The organism is Kordia jejudonensis (genome assembly GCF_001005315.1).
Classification (GTDB): Bacteria; Bacteroidota; Bacteroidia; order Flavobacteriales; family Flavobacteriaceae; genus Kordia; species Kordia jejudonensis.
On record NZ_LBMG01000069.1, the window covers coordinates 1 to 21,182 of the forward strand.

At 32.0% G+C, this 21,182-nt stretch carries 15 protein-coding genes and 1 CRISPR repeat array; of the genes, 6 read left to right on the plus strand and 9 right to left on the minus strand.

The genetic code is table 11. The features are described 5' to 3' along the window. Positions 1-172: 172 nt before the first annotated feature. Both AA089_RS25050 and AA089_RS21510 read left to right on the plus strand, forming a co-directional pair. Positions 173-337, plus strand: a complete 165-nt coding sequence (locus AA089_RS25050; RefSeq protein ID WP_156169193.1) for a hypothetical protein — start codon at positions 173-175, stop codon at positions 335-337. 85 nt (positions 338-422) lie between these two features. Then, positions 423-632, plus strand: coding sequence for a hypothetical protein (locus tag AA089_RS21510; protein WP_046759083.1), 210 nt, complete (start codon positions 423-425; stop codon positions 630-632). A 1,169-nt stretch (positions 633-1,801) separates the two neighbouring features. Here AA089_RS21510 and AA089_RS21515 read toward each other — a convergent pair. Genes AA089_RS21515 through AA089_RS21525 form a run of 3 tightly spaced genes read right to left on the minus strand, consistent with a single transcriptional unit; the run spans position 1,802 to position 5,211 of the window. Then, positions 1,802-2,545, minus strand: coding sequence for a hypothetical protein (locus tag AA089_RS21515; protein ID WP_046759084.1), 744 nt, complete (start codon positions 2,543-2,545; stop codon positions 1,802-1,804). 12 nt (positions 2,546-2,557) lie between these two features. Then, positions 2,558-3,376: a DUF1963 domain-containing protein gene (locus AA089_RS21520; RefSeq protein ID WP_046759085.1), complete on the minus strand. Its 819-nt coding sequence runs from the start codon at positions 3,374-3,376 to the stop codon at positions 2,558-2,560. Positions 3,377-3,390: 14 nt separating this feature from the next. Then, positions 3,391-5,211 (minus strand): AHH domain-containing protein, encoded by a 1,821-nt coding sequence (locus tag AA089_RS21525; protein ID WP_046759086.1) that lies wholly within the window; start codon positions 5,209-5,211, stop codon positions 3,391-3,393. A gap of 305 nt (positions 5,212-5,516) precedes the next feature. On the opposite strand from AA089_RS21525, the gene AA089_RS21530 reads away from it, so the two are divergent. After that, positions 5,517-5,915, plus strand: a complete 399-nt coding sequence (locus AA089_RS21530; RefSeq protein ID WP_046759087.1) for a hypothetical protein — start codon at positions 5,517-5,519, stop codon at positions 5,913-5,915. On the opposite strand, the gene AA089_RS21535 is transcribed toward AA089_RS21530, so the two are convergent. From AA089_RS21535 to AA089_RS25055, 3 genes are read right to left on the minus strand one after another with little or no spacing between them, the layout of a single operon-like run. Then, positions 5,912-6,154, minus strand: coding sequence for a hypothetical protein (locus AA089_RS21535; RefSeq protein WP_046759088.1), 243 nt, complete (start codon positions 6,152-6,154; stop codon positions 5,912-5,914). The genes AA089_RS21530 and AA089_RS21535 overlap by 4 nt on opposite strands. After that, complete coding sequence (locus AA089_RS21540) at positions 6,144-6,959, minus strand: hypothetical protein (RefSeq protein ID WP_156169196.1); 816 nt, start codon at positions 6,957-6,959, stop codon at positions 6,144-6,146. The genes AA089_RS21535 and AA089_RS21540 overlap by 11 nt, the downstream gene beginning before the upstream one ends. Further along, on the minus strand, positions 6,928-7,098 hold the full coding sequence (locus AA089_RS25055) for a hypothetical protein (protein WP_156169199.1): 171 nt from the start codon (positions 7,096-7,098) through the stop codon (positions 6,928-6,930). The genes AA089_RS21540 and AA089_RS25055 overlap by 32 nt, the downstream gene beginning before the upstream one ends. Positions 7,099-7,744: 646 nt before the next feature. On the opposite strand from AA089_RS25055, the gene cas9 reads away from it, so the two are divergent. The 3 genes from cas9 to cas2 are packed head-to-tail and all read left to right on the plus strand — an operon-like array spanning position 7,745 to position 13,158. Continuing rightward, positions 7,745-11,896 carry a type II CRISPR RNA-guided endonuclease Cas9 gene (gene cas9 / locus AA089_RS21545; protein ID WP_046759090.1) on the plus strand — a complete coding sequence of 1,384 codons (4,152 nt, stop codon included), beginning with the start codon at positions 7,745-7,747 and terminating at the stop codon, positions 11,894-11,896. Between the two features lie 12 nt (positions 11,897-11,908). Then, complete coding sequence (gene cas1, locus AA089_RS21550; protein ID WP_046759091.1) at positions 11,909-12,799, plus strand: type II CRISPR-associated endonuclease Cas1; 891 nt, start codon at positions 11,909-11,911, stop codon at positions 12,797-12,799. 14 nt (positions 12,800-12,813) lie between these two features. Next, positions 12,814-13,158: a CRISPR-associated endonuclease Cas2 gene (gene cas2 / locus AA089_RS21555; RefSeq protein WP_046759092.1), complete on the plus strand. Its 345-nt coding sequence runs from the start codon at positions 12,814-12,816 to the stop codon at positions 13,156-13,158. Between the two features lie 109 nt (positions 13,159-13,267). Further along, positions 13,268-14,072: a CRISPR direct-repeat array (repeat unit 46 nt; unit sequence CTTGTGATTCCTCACGTAAAAATACAATTTGAAAGCAATTCACAAC). A gap of 496 nt (positions 14,073-14,568) precedes the next feature. Here cas2 and AA089_RS21560 read toward each other — a convergent pair. The 3 genes from AA089_RS21560 to AA089_RS21570 all read right to left on the minus strand — a co-directional run. Next, the gene (locus AA089_RS21560; protein WP_046759093.1) at positions 14,569-16,713 is read right to left on the minus strand and encodes an OmpA family protein; all 2,145 of its coding nucleotides are present in this window, start codon (positions 16,711-16,713) and stop codon (positions 14,569-14,571) included. 11 nt (positions 16,714-16,724) lie between these two features. Continuing rightward, positions 16,725-17,642 (minus strand): PorP/SprF family type IX secretion system membrane protein, encoded by a 918-nt coding sequence (locus AA089_RS21565; protein ID WP_046759094.1) that lies wholly within the window; start codon positions 17,640-17,642, stop codon positions 16,725-16,727. Between the two features lie 19 nt (positions 17,643-17,661). Then, positions 17,662-21,182: T9SS C-terminal target domain-containing protein (locus tag AA089_RS21570; RefSeq protein ID WP_046759095.1), on the minus strand; the 3,521-nt coding region annotated here is incomplete at its 5' end.

Sequence of the window (21,182 nt, forward strand, 5' to 3'; positions counted from 1 at the left end):
AAGTTACCAAGAAGTGATTCAAGAGTTCCCTTTAAGTTCCCAAAGAGTAACTCAAAAGTGAGCAACATTATACCAAACATAAACACTTCAATGGTTTTATTGATTCATTCATCTAAAATGGACAATTAGCCAATTGTAGATATGACATTTAGTTTCTTGGATACTACCTCAAATGATATATATTACACCTTCGCCACCTTCAAAAACAACCACTACAATTACCCTAAATCCAACATACAACTGTTCATGGCTTTTGCATGGACAACAGAATAATAAACTTTATCCTGAGTTCAAGTCAACTTCGGTTGGTATTTTTAGCTTCTTCTTTTCATGGTAACTATTTTTTAATGTCAATTAATTACATATTGGTAGGAAAATTCTTTTTTAGTTGTTGTATAATTAATAACTCTAAAAATTAAATCATGAAAAAAAAGAATTTAAAACAGTTAAATCTTAATAAAAAATCGATTTCCTCTTTTTCAACCTCGAAAATTCAAGGAGGAATAACACCAATTTTAACATCATTCTTTCATTGTGATGATATAGTAACAATTACTATATCTAATCCTGAACCTATTCCTGAACCTGATACAAGGAGAGTATGTGATGAATCAATTAAAATTTGTGTCTAATTTTAAGCTGACTTCGATCGGCTTTTTTATTTTTTTTCTCTAAAAATATAATTAATAGTAGCTTCAGAAATAAAAAGTCGTTCTATAAGTTTAGTGATAGGCTCATTCATTTTTTTTGACTATTTTTTTAATATAGTTTTCCAATAGTTTCTACCTAAAATGGAATCATCTTGACTGGGCTTGCAACAAAAGGCAAGACAATTTTTTCTAAGGGCTAGCGGTCTATTTTTTAGAAAGAATTTATTGAGATTAATAAAAAAGAAAAAAGACAGGAATTATTTTTTAAAAACTTTTTCGAAAAAAAACTTTTATTTTTTTCAATTAAAAAAAGTAAAGGTCAAAGCGCATTGACTTTTACTTTTTTAAATCACTGTTAATCAAAAAGCTAAGAAAGAAAAAAAATTAAATAAATAAAAAATTAAAGAAAAAAAAAGCTTTTAATAAAAAAATAAAAAATGACATTTATTATTTGTGCTAAAAAAAATGATGTCAATTCACTTTGCAAATAGCTAGAATAACATTAAAAAATAGTGATTTGCATCACACTTAAAGTATTACTTTACCTGGTGGTTTAATAATTAACGAAAGAACCTCAATCATTACAATTGAGGTTCTTTTCAGAATAATTTAGTTTTACTAGTATTAAGGTATCTGGTTAATTATTCTGTTTAATCTAAATATTTAAAATAGTATAAAGCAAAAAGTAAGACTAAAATAATAAAGCCTATCGCAGTAAAAAAACCTGCTATAAATCCTTTGAAATATAATCTATTCTTAAACATTCGTTTTTATTTTTTTACTTTTGTTTAGCTAGCAAGACAGTCTAAAGTAAGCCATACATATCAACTGCCTTGCCCTAAACAGCATTGTTCCCACGAAAGTGGGAACCTGCCACAAACACGTCTTGAATGAAGCACTCATATTCGGAAAAGTGCTTTGAAAAAATTTAAAAAAATGAATCCTTTCTTGACGTGTTATTTTTTTATTTCTGTATTTCATCATCAAAATCAAATCGCTTCACGTAACTTCTAATAGTAAGAAATAGCGCAAACAATAGAATCAAACATAATATGGCTATAATCATTATTATTAATTCCCAAGTAGAGAAAATATTAATTAAAAATGTCAATAGATTTTTCATTGATTTTATATTAGATAGTATTAATTAACTACTCATCTTTAGGAATAGAAAAATGTTTTCCCTCTGTTAACCATTGTCGTTGTAAACCTGTTTTTTCATTAAATTCTTTTTGCTCAGAAGGTGTTGCGTAATCAATTACAAATTGTTGTGAACCATTATCAAAATAAGTATATCTCCCTTTTGTATTGAATTCTTGTGTTAAGTATAAAAATCTTGTAAAGAAAGAATCATCTATATAACCTACTTGAAGTAATTTCCATTCCTTCTTGATTCCATTAACTTTAAACTTTATCCATTCATTGTTATCGGTATCAACAGTGTATTCTATATCCTCAAATTGTAATTCTCCATTCGTTATTTTCCCCATGCGCTTCATCAATGTTATATATTCACTACTTGTTGGGTCTATAAACTCTAAATCATACCAGATACATTTATCAGTAAACGTAATAAACTTTTTACTTGTTTTATCATATTTTGTCCAACCCAATGTAAAATATAGATCTTGGTACGGATTTTCTTCAACAAAAGTTTTTACCTTATTATTTGATAATTTATGTCCATAATCTATTAATTCTCTCAATTGTCCAAAAATGTCCTCCTCACGAATAGAGTCATTCAGTTTATATCCTAATTCTTCTAAAACCTTTATTTGCTTTTCATAAGGAACTTCAAGGATTAAGATATCTTCTATTAAATTTTTATCTTTTCTTACTTTTGGTTGGCATCCCACAATAACGAGAAGCATACATATTATACTAAAATATTTCATCTATCTAATTTTTTATGTTGATTGAAAAATTAAAACAGTTCTGTCAAATTTTAATTTATTTAGATCGTCTTTTAAAATTCCAAAATATAAAACTCCCATATTAAATTCTGAGAAAGACAACTTAGTATCTTCTAAATCGATTTGTAACAGCAATATGAAATTATCCTGAATTTGGGTAATTTGCTTTTTTTGACTTTCGTCTAAATTATAATCTTTAAATCCTAAATATCTGTGAGCAAAATGGTAGTGTACACCACCTTGCAATGCTTGAGGCGCTCCAAGAATCTGATGTCCAACACCAACCTGAGTATTAAATAGTATTTCTTCTGTAATTTCATCAATTAAATCATCATCTATTTCTTCGCTTAGCTTTAAACGTTCATTTTCTTGATATGAAGGAAAAGAATAATATTCAAAAAAGTTTAATTTAATTTCTTTATAAACATGTTCTAGATGCTGTTGTTGATAAACCAGATCAGCCTTTTTATCATATGTTTGATAGAAAACTAAAGAACTACTTTCTTCTGAAAAGGTTTGTATATTATTATCAATGAAAAAATATAATATACCTTTTGCTGGTAATATATTTTCAACATCTAATATTTTAAATTCACTTAGGTCTAACTGACATAACAAGCTGTAATTTTTATCTTTTGGAAACGAGAAACCGTTTTTCGCTTTTGGAACTCCACCAAATTTTGAAAGGATCTCAGTATTATTGAATTCACTCGTTTTAATTCCAATACTTGGTTTCAAAATTGATGCTATAAGCTCTGATTGTTTACCAAAATATTCGTTGATTAATCGATCTATTTCTTTTTTTATGTCCATGCTTTATATTATAATTAGAAAATTAAATCATTGAGGTGAGTATTTGGATTATTTACAATGATACTTTTTAGTGATTCTATAAAATTATTTAATCCTTGATAAACTTCATCTACATTTGAACTCGAATTTAATATTTGATTTAATTTGTCAGCTACTCTTTCGTTATATAAATTATGATTTGGTTGATTTCGCCAAGCAGCTACTGCAATTCCATTTAAAGCTTCATTCATATGAAACGCATTTCCAGCTTTAGCCGCTTGTTGTACTGCTTCGTGAGTGCCTTCAGCCCAAGGAATAATATGATGAGCCTGTCTTGGATCGCCTACAGGTAAATTTAATACTTTTCTTAATTGTGACCTTCTTCCAAACTGAATTAATCCGTCAACTCCTACTTTCCATATAAGTTTAGTTGTTTCGCCTGCTATATTTACTACTTTTAAACCATATTTGGTTCCTATGGTAGCCCAACCCACAAATGGTATCATACTAGCAAAACTCAGACTTGCATTCACGCCGTCGCCTTCTATGGTATAAAGAACACCATTTGTCAAGTCTGCAATTTCTCCAACTACTGGTATCAAACCAAGTACATCTAATTGTATGTGAATTATATCCTTCGTAGCTACATAAAATATCCTCATATTTGACCAATCAGGATGATTGTATCTCAGAACTGCACATTGAATAATAAAATGTGAAACCATATCATCATATAAATCTTCCAAATTTGCTGGAGGATTATTATTCTGTGAAAATGTTTGTATGTATGGATGAACAGAGCTTATGAAGTCTGTGTCGATATCATTATTATATTTATCGTTTTCAATTGCTTCAATGATAAATTTTAATACATTTAAATTAGCTGTTAACTCTTCTCGCATCAATTCTATTAACTCTAGTATAATTGCACGCGTAATTGGATCATCGTTATTATTGTAAAACTCTTGTAATTCTAGTTTAATTTCTAAATTATTATTCAACCACTCATTCATTTCAAGAGTAATACCGTCAATATCTAGTAGTGTTTCATTCTTTGTTTTCGGGATAATTGGTATCGAATTTGGATAGTTTGAAGAAGTTTGATCGGTATTAGTTCCACCACTTGTCGTGTTATTGTATGGGTCATTAGTTCCTGTGTAAACGCCTCCACTAGTATATACACAACCTACTACAATCCATCCTCCAGTATTACATGCCCAATGCGCGCGTACCACTCCGTCAACACAAGCTTCTCCTGGACTATGGTTTCCCGACAATCCACAATTTACGGGAACACAACCACCTTCTTCCCAAGCAACAATTTCTTCTGTTCCGCTGGGACAAGGAACACTTGTTTCTCCAATTAATAAAGAATCATCAGAAATATATTCGCCTGTTGTATTTTCAAAGTCATACACTATTTCGTTATTCGTAACGTAAAAAGGATAGCTTACTAACATTTGTGTATAAGCACCATCATCAAAAATCGTGTATATGTAATTTTCTAATATATTTGGTGTAGGATAATCGCGATCTACAACAAACGTGTAACAATTGAAGTTTTCGCCTGTTATGATTTGAACGTTAGTAGTATCGATACTAAAATCATATAACGCAGCGTTTTGATCATTTTCAATTATGTCATTATGAAACGTATTTGTGATGTGTTTTTCTAACGCTTTATTTTCTTGAAAAAGCGTAACACCTGAAACATGCTTTGCTTCAAAATCAAGAATAGTTTGTGTTATTACTTGTTGTTCTAATTCAACGATTTCATCACGTTCACAATTAGAAAAAATAAAAGACAACAACACTACCAATGCGAGTCTAAAAAGGGGTAATAAATGATTTCTCATAAAATTGTTTTTAAAGGTTATTTTTAAAAGCAATTCAGTTTTAGGGGAAGGGAAATGTACGATACGTTACTTCACTACAAATAAACTTAGAACAAATGAGTTTTGTAAGAGGAATCTTCCCCTTTGTTTAGAGGAAGTTTCCTGTTTAATTAACCAAATACATTTGGTATCATGAAAAAAATGAAGCATTAAACATCCACAATGAGATTTTTAGCGTGTTTTCATTACATTTGTTTAAGACTACAACAAATAAAAGGAAAATTTTCCTTTTTTAAAAAAAAAACGGAAAATTTTCTTATTAATATATGAGAGAACACCTAAAAATAGCATTAAAACAAAGCGATCTTACCAACAAAATTATTGCGGAAAGACTTGGTATAAAGGTAGATACGTTTAGAAAAGCCGTATTAAAAAATACCTTGAATGATGGTTATTTAATTTTGATTCAGAAAGAATTCGGAATTTCAAAAGAATGGCTTCGCCACGGGAAAGAACCAATTTTTGTTGACAAATTTGATATTTTGAAAACAGAAATTGAAGAAGATGTTTTTGCTGTATTAGATACAATAGCACCCGAAAAGATAGTAGCCTATCAGTTGCTTAAGGAAAAAAAGTTTACGGCACTGCCTTCATTTATAAAATTTGTAGAAAAAATAAAAGTATCTCAAAGAATTTCAGACCTTGTCAATAAAAAGGATGATTAGTCTTTTTTGTATGTGTTTATTACATATTTGTGAAATACATCTTCTAAGTACGTAAGCTTTTCATTAGTTTCTATTTTTTCTTCAATTCTTAAAATTTCCTCCAAAATAGTCACTTCGTCGTCCACCAAGTTTTGTAAAAAGATACTGTACACCGTCAAAAGTTCTTTTTCGGTTACCGCATCAATCACCAAGCCTTTTTCTTTTAGTATTTGTATAATATTGTCTTTATCAGCTTTCATCGGCAACTTTTTCAAGCGTTGAAAATATTTTGTCATCCACAATTTCTACGTCTTTTTCTATACTCGCTTTGTTACGATCGTTTTGCGCCTTTGCCGCCATGTGGAAATAATGATTTGCCCTAATGTCAGCCACTAAAGAAATCAATTTTATAATAGAGTTTTTGTAGCTTTTTAGCGTGTGTGTTTTTCTGTGAACTATATATTTGATGGTGTATAAGATAGAGAAACCTATCAATAAGCAAACTAAAAACATTACAATGGCATACACAGGTTTCGGAAGGTCTGCATTATTTACAAAAACTGCATGAAATACCCAAAATAAAGAGACTGCTAACCATGCCGAAGATTCAAAAACAAAAGATTTTGTTAATGATTTGTTGTTGCTATTCACAATCATATTGTATGTATACCGAAGCGCTAAGCAAAAGAATGAAAAAGCCAACCCAAAAATAAATAGCCAATAATGGAAGCTATTTCTACCGTGAAATGAAAACTCGTATGCTAATTCCTTTTTTTCTTTATTGTAATCTTTAATTTTTTTTGCATAAAGTTCTTTGTGTGCAAGAAGCTTGGATATGTATTCTGTTTTACTAATTTTATTATTTTGCAAGTCAGTCAATAAATCCATTTCTATTGCCTTACGTTCTGAAATTATAGGTTTATATGTTTTTTTATGCGCTGTAAGTTTATCATATTTATCATTATAAAAAACATGAATTAGAGACATCGTAATGATAAAAATCAATACGATGCCTTTAATATATGAAAGAGATTTATTCGTCTCCTGTTTCTTCTTCGTCTTCATCTTCTATTTGTCCGTCGTTTGAGGGATCAACAGTTAAAATTTCTGTTTCTTCTTCACTGGTTAATACTTCTGGCGTACAACTTATGTACACGCTAGAACATAAAATTGTAACTACTACTGTTAAGAACATTTTTTTCATAATAAGTTATTTTATAATTAATACTCACTTTATTGTAATGTACTAATTACTGATAACTTATTCGTTTGAAACGGAATAGTATTCTTACTTTTTTGGCTGATTAATCTAATTATTGCAGTAAGGGATTATAATATAAACAAAGATAAAAGCAAGAAAATTAAATCGTTACGGTTATACCGTACAATCAATATGTTTTTTTCTCATAGAAATGTTAGATAAAAAAAGCGACATCAATGATGCCGCTTTGAATGTTTTCACAACGGAATAATCCTTATTGTGAATTGCTTTCAATTTGTATGGTTCAAATATACGGAAAAGAATTACATTATTTAATGTGGTTTTCCGTAATGATAATCATTACTTTTAATTCATCTTTATCGAAATAAAACTCCTCTCGCCAAAGTTTAGTAAAAGGAGTTTTAAAAATTGAAAGTAATTCACAACATAACCTCCAGTCAATCATAAGGTAAAATTGTAAAAATAGTCAAGTATAAATATTAGATATACTAAAAACTTGTTTTGGACACAAATTTTAGGATTGCGTGCACACAATCTTTAACTATTTGATACAAATATAGAATTTATTTTTAACAATAGAAGGTTATGAGCCTTAATTTTATTAAATTTGAATGTAAGTTATATTATTATGAAAAAAATTCTTGGATTAGACTTAGGTACAAACTCCATTGGCTGGGCATTGGTCCATGAAGCTGAAAACAAAAATGAACTATCTGATATTATCAAATTAGGAGTTAGAGTTAATCCTTTAACCGCTGAGGAGAAAACAGATTTTGAAAAAGGACGACCACTTTCAACAAATGCAGATCGCACATTAAAACGTGGAGCAAGACGAAATCTACAACGTTTTAAATTGCGTAGAAAAAATTTGATAGAAATTCTTACTACGCATCGTATTATTGACACACATACAGTGCTTACTGAATTAGGCAATTATACTACACACCAAACATTAGCGCTGCGAGCAAAAGCTGCAAAACATAAAATTGAGAAGGATGAGTTTGCGCGCGTATTACTAGCTATTAATAAAAAAAGAGGATATAAAAGTAGTCGTAAAGTTAAAAATGAAGATGAAGGAATTGCGATTGATGGAATGGCTGTTGCCAAAGAATTATACAACCAACAACTCACGCCTGGTCAATATGTATATCAACTACTAAAAGAAAATAAAAAGTATATTCCTGACTTTTATCAATCGGATTTACAACAAGAGTTTGATGCTATTTGGGAATTTCAACAACAATTTTATGAATCGATTTTAACAGATGAATTGTACACTAAATTAAAAGGTCAAGGACAACAAAACTCAAGAAAACTATTTTTAGCGATTCATCAAATCTATACTGCTGAAAATAAAGGAAAACGAAATGATGTTCGATTACAACAGTATGCATGGAGAAATGAAGCACTTACCAAACAACTTTCAATTGCAGAAGTAGCATACGTATTGGTTGCTATTAATAATGAGATCAATAAATCTAGTGGATATTTGGGCGCTATTAGCGACCGAAGTAAATCACTTTATTTTAAAAATGTAACTGTTGGCGAAAATTTATATGCACAACTTCAAAAAGATCGGCATACTTCTTTGAAGAATCAAGTGTTTTATCGTCAAGATTATTTAGATGAATTTGAAAAAATTTGGGAAACGCAAGCACAATTTCATTCGGAGTTAACTGCTGAACTCAAAAAAGAAGTTAGAGATGTAATTATTTTTTATCAGCGGAAGCTAAAATCTCAAAAACATTTGATTTCCGATTGTCAGTTTGAAAAAGGACACAAAGCAATTCCTAAATCTTCTCCTTTGTTTCAAGAGTTTAAAATTTGGCAAAACTTGAATCATTTAGAATTTGAACATACTCAAACGAACGAAAAGATAAAATTTACAGAATTTGAAGATGAAGTCAGACAGTTTGTATTTGAAGAATTGAATCTTAGAGGTACTTTAAAAAGTAAAGAGCTCAAAAAATTACTTCAATTAAAAACTCCTAATTATTGGAAAGCTAATTTTGAAGAAATTGAAGGTAATAGAACAAATGAAGTGTTGTATAATGTGTATCAACGCATTGCTGAAATTGAAGGATATGGTTTTGATTGGAGTAAAAAAACTGCGGAAGAAATTCATACTGAATTAGCAATTATTTTTAAAGAAGCAGGAATAAATTCTGAAATTTTAACTTTTGATACTACGATTGAAGGAAATAATTTTGACAAACAAAAAAGTTATCAATTGTGGCATTTGCTCTACGCAGCTGAAGATGGTAAAAAAATAACCGAAGCAGATCGATTGTTATATGGAGATACGAATGTTGCGCTAAAAAAGAAGCTTCATGAAACATATGGTTTTAAGCCACATTATGCGAGTTTGTTAGTAAACGTATCTTTTCAGCAAGATTATGGAAACTTGAGTAGCAGAGCCATTCGCAAAATCATTCCTTTTTTAATAGATGGGCATGGTTTTTCGGAAGCTGCACGACTTGCGAAATACAATCATTCCCATTCCCTAACTGCGGAAGAACAGGAAAATAGAATTTTGAATGAAAAACTTTCACTGCTGAAAAAGAATGAGCTAAGAAATCCTGTTGTAGAGAAAATTTTGAACCAAATGGTAAATTTGGTCAATCAAGTAATTGAAACCTATGGAAAGCCAGATGAAGTTCGTGTAGAGTTGTCAAGAGAATTAAAAAAATCGGCAAAAGAACGTGCTGATATGACAAAACATATTAATGAAGCCACTGCAAAAAACCAAACGATTAGAAAGTTGCTTCAAAAGGGTTTTGGTATACAACATCCGACTAAAAGTGATATTGTAAAGTATAAATTGTATGAAGAACTGAGTCTGAATGGATATAAAACTCTTTTTACAAACACATACATTCCTAAAGAAAAATTGTTCTCAAAAGAAATTGACATTGAGCATATTATCCCAAAAGCGATTTTATTTGATGATTCTTTTTCCAATAAAACCTTAGCGTATCGAGAGGTAAATTTAGCCAAAGCGGATGCTACAGCTGTAGATTTTATTACAAATAAACACACGAGCGATTTGGATAGTTATATTGCACGTGTTGAAACATTATACCATTCAAAAAAAATATCAAAAGGGAAGTATAAAAAACTACTCATCTCAAGAAGCGAACTTCCCGAAGGTTTCATAGAACGCGATTTGCGAAACAGTCAATATATTGCCAAAAAAGCAACACAAATGCTTAAAGAGGTCTTTAGAACTGTACATTCGACTTCTGGACGGATTACTGATAAACTACGGAAAGATTGGGATTTAATTAATGTTATGAAAGAACTTAACTTGCCAAAATATCAAGCGTTGGGACTTACAGAAAAACAAATTCGTAAAAATGGAAATAGTGTTGAGATCATAAAAGATTGGACAAAACGAAATGATCATCGTCATCATGCCATGGATGCCTTAACAGTTGCTTTTACAACACACGATCATGTTCAATACCTGAATAATTTAAATGCTATTTATGGACTCAAAGATGAAGAAATAGATCATAACAAAAGTAACTTAAAAGGAATCAAAAATAAGATCACGAAAGTTTATGTGAAGGATGGAAACAAGAAGCGAAAATTTATTCCACCATTAAAAAATTTCAGAACGATAACAAAAGATCACTTGGAGCAAATTTTGATCTCTTTTAAAAATAAAAACAAAGTTGTTACCAAAAATAAAAACAAGACCAAAACAAGTCAGAAAGGCGTACTTAATGAAAAAGTGCAGTTAACACCAAGAGGTAAATTACACATGGAAACCGTATACAGTCACACCAAAAAAGTGATTGTAGCACAAGAAAAAGTTTCGAGTAAGTTTACTATCGAAAAGGTTCAACAAGTTACCAAACCAACCTATCGAGAAGCATTACTAAAACGTTTGGCGACATATGATAATGATCCCAAAAAAGCATTCGCTGGAAAAAATAGTCTTAGCAAGCATCCTATTTATTTAGATGAAACAAAAACAAAACTGTTACCAGAAATTGTTAAAACACAGTATTTTGAAGATAATTATACCATAAGAAAAGAAATAAATCCTGATAATTTTAAAGATGAGAAAAGTCTATTAAAAATCATTGATTTAGACGTGCAAAACATTTTAAAACAACGCTTGCAAAAACATAATGGAAATGTTAAACTAGCATTTTCTGAACTTGAAAAAAATCCTATTTGGCTAAATAAGGAAAAAGGAATTTCCATAAAACGAGTTCGGATCGATGGTATTAAAAATGCGGAAGCATTACATTCAAAAAAAGATCATTTGGGACAACCTATATTGACTAAAAATGGTAAAAGTATTGCTGTTGATTTTGTGAGTACAGGAAATAATCATCATGTAGCTATTTATAAAGACCAACAAGGAAAACTGCACGACGTAGTAGTTTCTTTCTATGAAGCGGTAGCACGTGTAAATTTAGGAATCCCAATCATTGACAAGACACTCAATGAAAATCTAGGTTGGAAATTTTTATTTACGATGAAGCAAAATGAAATGTTTGTATTTCCTTCAGAAAATTTTAATCCGAAAGCAATTCATTTAAAAGAACAAAAACATAATACGATCATTAGCAAACATTTATTCAGAGTTCAAAAGTTTTCATTCAGAGATTATGTCTTTAGGCATCATTTGGAAACGGAATTGATAGATAAAAAAGAATTAAAAGAAATTACCTTTTTTAGGCTTAAAAGTTTAAAGATAGTAGATCAGATAGTAAAAGTAAGAATTAATCATATTGGAAACATTGTACACGTAGGAGAATATTAAAAAACAAAAGTTATGATAAAGCGTACCATTTATGTTGGTTCCCCCGCTTATTTAAGACTCAAACAAAAACAATTAGTAGTAGAAGATCCAGAAGACAAAAGTATTAAAGGAACAATTCCTATTGAAGATATAGCTTTGTTGATGTTGGATCATTATCAAATTACGTTAAGTAATCAATTATTAATAAAGCTACAAGGAAATAATGTAGCTGTGGTAAGTTGTGATGCACATCATTTGCCATTTGGTATCATGTTACCGCTGTATGGACATACCGAACATTCAGATCGTATAAAGCACCAAATTGCAGCTTCTGAACCTTTAAAAAAACAATTATGGAAGCAAACCATAACGCAAAAAATTAAAAACCAACAAGCGCTATTAAAATCAAATAACAAGCCTTATGAGCAGATGGATTTGTATTGGCAACATGTAAAAAGTGGCGATACTACCAACTGTGAAGCAAAAGCGGCGCAACATCATTGGAAATATTTATTTGAAAACTTTACTAGAGAACGCTTTGGAAATGCGCCTAATAATTTATTAAATTTTGGATATACAGTACTACGAAGCATTGTGGCAAGGGCATTAGTCAGTAGTGGTCTATTGCCTGTTTTGGGTATTTTTCATCGCAATAAATATAATCCGTATTGCTTAGCAGATGATATTATGGAACCGTACCGACCTTTTGTTGATAAAATGGTATACAATTATATTTCGCTATACGGAGTTCCTGAAAAGCTAACCAAAGACAGTAAAGCATACTTGCTTAATATAGCTACGCAAGATGTATGGATTGATGGTGTAGAACGCCCATTAATGGTAGCTGTAACCACCACAACAGCTAGTCTGTACAAATGTTATTATGGAGAATTACGACACATAAAATATCCAATACTTGATTAATACACTACTATGTCATGTTATCAAATACAAATCGATTTAATGCCTATAGAATTATGTGGGTATTAGTATTTTTTGATTTACCCACGGAAACAAAAAAAGAACGTAGAGCTGCTTCGCTATTTCGCAAGAAGCTGATCGATGATGGATTTACGATGTTTCAATTTTCAATTTATCTGCGTCATTGTCCAAGTAGAGAAAATGCTAAGGTACATACAAAGCGAGTCAAAAGTATATTACCTAAACATGGGAAAGTTTGTATTTTGGAAATAACTGATAAGCAATTTGAGAAAATGGAACTCTTCCACGGTGTAAAGCCTATAGATATTCCACAGCCTGTTCAGCAACTAGAATTATTTTAGGATAAAAAAATGAGGTAATATTCAAAAAAAATGGTTTAAGAAGATTTATTTTTTTAATTGTAAAAAGTAATCCCGAAGTATTGATTTTATTCAACATTTCGGGATTGACCTTGTGATTCCTCACGTAAAAATACAATTTGAAAGCAATTCACAACGGGGCAGCCTTTTTTCAAAATAGTCTCTATCTTGTGATTCCTCACGTAAAAATACAATTTGAAAGCAATTCACAACGAAAGTGTAGAAAGTGCCTTAAGGCGAATGCTTGTGATTCCTCACGTAAAAATACAATTTGAAAGCAATTCACAACTGGGGAACTTAAAGGCTTCACATTAAGTGACTTGTGATTCCTCACGTAAAAATACAATTTGAAAGCAATTCACAACATAGCTAAAAAAGCTTTGAGCTGATCTGCTCTTGTGATTCCTCACGTAAAAATACAATTTGAAAGCAATTCACAACTGAGTATTCGTTTTCATAAATCGCGGCGGCTTGTGATTCCTCACGTAAAAATACAATTTGAAAGCAATTCACAACACCAAAGGCAAAATCAATTCACGCCTGTGCCTTGTGATTCCTCACGTAAAAATACAATTTGAAAGCAATTCACAACTGTCAAACATGTGTATATTGTGGCTGAAAACTTGTGATTCCTCACGTAAAAATACAATTTGAAAGCAATTCACAACTACCGTGACAACAACTATTGAAAAAAATGACTTGTGATTCCTCACGTAAAAATACAATTTGAAAGCAATTCACAACGGAATTTAAAGAGTACAATGTAACCTCAAACTTGTGATTCCTCACGTAAAAATACAATTTGAAAGCAATTCACAACAGGCGTTTACGGTTTAATATTCGATATTGGCTTGTGATTCCTCACGTAAAAATACAATTTGAAAGCAATTCACAACTTAGGCGGACTTAATGGTTTTGTTCCCACCTTGTGATTCCTCACGTAAAAATACAATTTGAAATCTGTGTTAGCATGCTACAATAATCAATACAGATACATTTTACAAAATACATCAATGATAATAAAATGTTTCTGAGATTCAGCGAAGCTAAAGCAATTCACAACCTAATATTTATTACTTCATCATCTTTTTTACTTGTGATTCCTCACATAAAAATACAATTTGAAATCTTTGTTAGCTTGCTACAATAATCAATACAGGTACATTTTAAAAAACACATCAATTGTTGTAAAATGTTTCTGAGATTCAGCGAAGCTAAAGCAATTCACAATACTTTCTCAATACAAATACGGAGCAGTCATCTTGTGATTCTTCACGTAAAAATACAAGTTGCCATACTTAAAATGTTAATTTAAGTAACATATTTAAAACAAAAAAAGCCTCAATTATATAGAAGCTTTTTTTGTTTAGAATAATTAGGATAGTACTGATATTACATCTTGGTAATGATAAATTCACTTCGTCGGTTTAAATCATGCTCTGCCTCAGTACATTTTACACCATCTTCACATTTGTTGACTAATTGTGTTTCTCCATAACCGTCGCCTGTGAGTCGATTTCTATCAATTCCACCAACATTTACGATGTAGTCGATGGTAGATTTATTTCGTCTTTTAGATAAATTAAGGTTATACCTATCACTTGCACGTGAATCTGTATGCGAACGTACATCAATGTGAACTTTTGGATACGTTTTCATAAACAAGATTACTTTTTGCAGTTCAGCTGTTGCATCGGGACTTCTAATAAAATCTTTATCAAAATCAAAATAAATAATATTAATTCCCAAGATATGTCGAATGTCATCGCCTACTTTAAATTCAACTATTGGCTCTGGAGATGTTTCAGGCGTTAAGTTCAAGTCCATACTTAAATCAAGTCCAAGTCCCAGATTTAGTTTTACATCTGTTTTTGGTGTAGTTATACTTTTTTCATCATAAGAATACTTTTGTTTTTCTCCTCGCACAAGATACTTTGTACTACAGTTTAGCTGAAATGTAAATGCAGCATCTTCTCCAACCAACACACTTTGTATTTCTTTTCCTGACTGATCATACAAAGATACTGTAGCAAAAGGAATGAGTTCTTTTGTTTTTTTGTTACGCACTACACCTTCTACAACTTGAGTACAACTTATTGTAGGATCAACAATAAATGAGTATATATCATCATCTCCTTTTCCTTCTAGTCTGTTAGAACATACAAAACCTTTGTCTTTATCTTTGTGTAGTATGAACCCAAAGTCGTCTAATTTACTATTTAATGGTGCCCCTAGATTTATAGGAATTTGAAAGGTTTCCTCCTTAATATCACTTTCAAATACATCTAACCCTCCAAGACCTAAATGTCCATCAGATGCAAAATACAATGTATTATCTGTGATAAACGGAAACATTTCTCTGCCCGAAGTATTTACGGTTGCTCCAAGATTTTTTGGCTGAGAATATTCATCATTGTCTAAAATATCTACTACAAAAATGTCTGTAGCACCAATTGATCCTGGCATGTCCGAAACAAAGTATAGTTTTTTACCGTCTACACTTATCGTCGGATGTCCCACAGAATATTCTTCACTATTGAATGGAAGTTCTTTAATGTTTGTCCAACGAGGAAGGCTATCATTATCCATACGATATTTTCCATTTTCAATAGCTTTTTTTCTTTCTTCATCATTTTCATAATCATCATATCTGAGATCAGCGCTATAAAGTTTTAAGTGATTTACACCTTCATCATCACGACCCAAATCGCCGTCATAATTATTTCTAGTGAAATATACTTTCTTTTGATTTAATGAGAATGCTAAGGTAGCTTCATGAAATTTGGTATTGATATTTTCTGAAAATTCTTCTATGAGTTGTACATCAGATTCTAATGCATTTAGTTCGCCCAGATACATATCTAGAAAAGGCTGTTCATTCCAATGATATATTCTGGTATGATATGTCATAGTATCTCTTGCAGAAGAAAATACGAGTTGATCTTGATAGTACATTGGTCCAAAATCTGAATATTTTGTGTTTATCGAAATATTTTTGAGTGTATATTTTGGTGGAATATTTAAGATGTCTTCAACAGTTACCCCTTCTTGGTTAAAGTTTTCTGGACGAATGTCATCATTTTTGGTGCGTTTGGCAAATTGTTTCATCCAACGTTTTGCTTGTCTATATTCTCCGACACCTTGTAACGCGTGTGCATATCTGAAGATGTATTCAGGATGCACTTCTTCTATAAATGAGGCAATAAGCATGTCATAATACACTACAGCGTTTTTCATATCTGTATTGAAATAGTATGCATCTCCAGTTTTTTGAAGTAGTATTCTGTATTGAATTGTTTTTTCAGAAGTATTTTTTCTGTTTCTATTATTTTTATGTTGCTTGCTACGCTCTTTTTCTACAGCATCTTTATAGATAGCTGCTGCTTCTTTGTACCACATACGTTCGAATAATCGATCTGCTTTTTTTGTGGTACTTTTTTGAATGGTATCACTTATGGATTGATTTTGCACGGTTTTTTGTTGACCTAACGCAAAGCTTATCACAAATACTGCTATTATAGTTATTGTTTTTTTCATAGTCGTTAGGGTTAAAAGAAACGTGGTGATTTTAGTTTTTTATCTCTAGTTATCAATTCGAATCGCAACATAATTTCGTGGGTTCCTGAGTTAAACTTACGAAGTTCCGTTGTGGTGTAATCATATGAATATCCTAACATGAAGCGTTCTGTTAGTTGAAATCCTATAAGTCCACTTACGGAGTCGTCCCATCGATAAGCTAATCCTAGCCGCAAGTTATCATTAAACATAAAGTTTGCAGATACATCGAATATTAATGGTGCTCCAACTACATGTTTTAGAAAGAATGCAGGTTTGAATTTCACAGTTTCACTAACATCCATGACTGTTCCTCCGATAAGGAAGAAATGCAATCGTTCTGCGGCGAGTGATTCTTGCACTTCGTCATAATGCTCGTTGGTTAAAAAATTAGGAATTGAAATTCCTAAGTAACTTTTATCGCTATGTAAATATATCCCTGCTCCTATGGTTGGTAGGAATTTATTATTGATGTTTTGTTGAAAGACAACATCTGGATTTTGAGTTGTTCCCCGTGACCAATCGATATTTAACAGACGACCTCCTAATTTTGCCCCGAAAGAGAGTCGTCTGTTATTGGATAGGCTAATTGTGTACGAAAAATTTCCATCTAAATAGGTTTCGTCAGAAGGTCCTAAGCGATCCGTTACCAGTGATAAACCGAGTCCTACATTTTTTCCTACAGGAGAGTCAATACTGAACGATTGTGATTGAGGTGCTCCATCAAGTCCAACCCATTGTGATCTGTGTAACCCAAATATGGTCAAATGTCCTCGTGAACCTGCATATGCAGAGTTGACACTCATGGTGTTGTACATGTAATTTGTAAACTGAGGATCTTGCTGTGCAACGCTTGTATAAACAGACATTATAATTAGTAATCCTACTATTTTTTTGATTTGTGATTTCATTTTCAAATTATGCTTTAAATTATCTGTTTATGTATAACCAACCTGCTCTTTTTCTTGAACCATCTCCTAAATCTAAGATGTAATAGTAAGTTCCTACTGGTAATTTTTCTTCCTTGTATATGGTAGCTCTACCATTTGAAGTTCCATCAAACGTATTGTTGTATCCTTTTTTACTGTACACAATGTTCCCCCATCTGTTATAAATTTCTAAGGTATTGTTTGGATAATTAGAGATACAATCTATCGTAAAGAATTCATTAGTGCCGTCTCCATTAGGAGAGAATTCATTGTAGATACCTAAACATTGCGGATCAATTGTTGCTTCTGCATTGTCATTATCATTATTTGCATCTACTTGATCTAATCCTGTTAATGAAGCTACATTTAGGTAATCATTTACATCTAATACTTTAACAGTCATGCTTAGCGTTTGTGATGTACTTGTAGCTACTAAAGGAATTTGCCACAATCCTGAACTTATATCGTATGTTCCACTACTTGTATCTGCTGAGATAAACTCATATCCTGTTGGTAGTATATCCATAATTTCAACAGCAGTAGCATTAAGACCTCCAAGATTGGTTACTGTGATTGTAAATATGATATTATCGCCTATGACTGGGTTTGTATTACTTACTGCTTTTAACACTTCAAGATCCGTTGAAGGAGTTGTAATACTTATAGCATCTTCATCATCTTGACTTTGATCTCCGTCATCATTTGCTGGCTGACTGTTTGGATCAAATTGATCACTTCTTGTAATTTGAGCAATATTGAGATATTCATCTGTTGCAAATGTTGGCATGTTTACAGTTACGTCATATGTGAGGGTTAATCCTGTTAAAGGAATATTTAATCCTGTCCACGTAATGATGTTTCCTGTGAGGATTCCACCGTTACTTATGTTTGTAATATTGCTATATCCTATTGGTAACACATCCTCTACTTCAACACCTGTGGCGCCAACTGAGCCTGCATTACTTACCGTTAATGTGAAGGTAATAACTTCTCCAACATTTGCATTTATATTACTTACTGTCTTTGCCAAACTTAAATCTGCTGTTTCAGTCATGATTAAAACATTGTCCTCATCATCTTCACTTTGATCGCCATCGTCATTATTAGGGTCACTGTTAGGATCTTCAATATCACTTGCTGTTATTTGAGCAATGTTGAGATATTCATCTACAACTCCTGAAGGTTGATTTACAATTACTTCTATAAACAGTGATTCAGTAAATCCGTTTTGAACTGTTCCTACTGTCCATAATCCTGTTGTTTCGTCATAAACTCCTGATGTTGAGTTGTATTGAACAAAATCAAATCCTGCTGGAAGTAAATCAACAACTTCAACACCTGTAGCGTCATTTGGTCCTGCATTGCTTACCGTAATTACAAATGTAATTTGATCTCCTGCATTTGGTGTAACCAAATTATTTTCAACAGTTTTGGAGAGAGATAAGTCTGCCATTGCATCTACTGGCGTTACTACTGCATTATCTTCATCATCTTCACTTTGATCGCCATTGTCATTGTTTGGCGCAGAATCAATATCAGCAATATCAGCGGCTGTAACTTGTGCAATATTGTTATAATCGCCTGTAGCGTTTACTAACACGTCGATAAGTAAAGTTTCTGTTGCTCCATTAGGAATGTTACCTATTGTCCACAATCCTGTTATTTCATCGTATGAACCTGTTGTAGAACTGTACAATACAAAGTCGTAACCTGATGGTAATAAATCTGTTACTTCAATACCTGTAGCGTCTTGTGGACCATCATTGGTTACCGTGATTTCGAATGTAATTTCTGATCCTACTAAAGGTGTTGTATCTCCATCGACAACTGTTTTTGTTAATGATAAATCCGTTACCATTTGTACTGGTGTCACAATGGCATTGTCTTCGTCATCTTCACTTTGATCGCCATTATCATTGTTTGGTGTAGAATCTATATCAAAAATATCGGCTGCCGTTACTTGTGCAATATTGTTGTAATCGCCAGAAGCATTTACTAACACATCGATCAATAAGGTTTCCGTTGCTCCATTTGGCATGTTACCTATTGTCCACAATCCTGTTGTTTCATCGTATGAACCTGTTGTAGAACTGTATAATACAAAGTCGTAACCTGATGGTAGTAAGTCTGTTACTTCAATACCTGTAGCGTCTTGTGGACCATCATTAGTTACTGTAATTTCGAATGTGATTTCTGAACCTACTAAAGGTGTTATATCATTATCAACTACTGTTTTGGTAAGCGATAAGTCTGTCACTACCTGTACTGGAGTTACCGATGCATTGTCTTCATCATCTTCACTTTGATCTCCATCATCATTGTTTGGTGCAGAATCTATATCCAAAATATCGGCAGCTGTAACTTGTGCTACATTTAGATAATCACCCGAAGCATTTACCAATACATCTATTAGTAAGGTTTCCGTTGCTCCGTTTTGCATGTTACCTATTGTCCACAATCCTGTTGTTTCATCGTATGAACCTGTTGTAGAACTGTATAATACAAAGTCGTAACCTGATGGTAATAAGTCCGTTACTTCGATACCTGTAGCGTCTTGTGGACCATCATTAGTTACTGTAATTTCGAATGTAATTTCCGATCCTACTAATGGTGTTGTATCTCCATCGACAACTATTTTTGTTAATGATAAATCCGTTACTATTTGTACTGGTGTCACAACGGCATTGTCTTCGTCATCTTCACTTTGATCTCCGTCATCATTATTTGGTATTGAATCAATATCTAAAACATCTGAGTCCGTAATTTGAGCTATATTATTATAATCGCCTGTAGCATTTACTAATACGTCGATAAGTAAAGTTTCAGAAGTTCCATTCATAATTGCTCCTATATTCCATACACCAGTTGTTTCGTTATAAGCTCCTGAAGTAGAGCTGAACAATACAAAATCATATCCTGATGGTAATAAGTCAGTCACTTCCACTCCTGTAGCATCTGATGGTCCATCGTTTGTAACTGTAATTTGGAATGTTATTTCTGATCCAACTAACGGTGTTGTATCTCCATCAACAACAACTTTTGTTAATGAAAGATCTGCTTGATTAGGAACAATTGTTACTTCGTCTTGATCATCTTCATTTGATACATTATTATTCACTGTACTATCAGGATCATACTGATCACTTGCTGTTATTTGAGCACTGTTCGTATATTCTCCAGCAGCTCCTGTCGGTGTATTTACTGTAGCCGTATACGTCAGTACTACTTCTCCATTATTTGCTGGAATCGTAATTCCACTCCAACTTGCTGTATTTCCTGTGAATGGCACGTTTGCTCCTGTACCGATTACATCTGTTAATGTATATCCTATTGGTAAAATATCTTCTACCGCTACATTCGTTGCTATGTCTGGTCCTGCATTAGTTACTGTTAACGTAAACGTTACGGTATCGCCTACGTTTGGACTACTGTTATCTATAGCTTTTACAATGCTCAAGTCAGCTAGTTGTGGAACTACTACTGCTGTATCTTCATCATCATCGGCAATACCATCGCCATTAT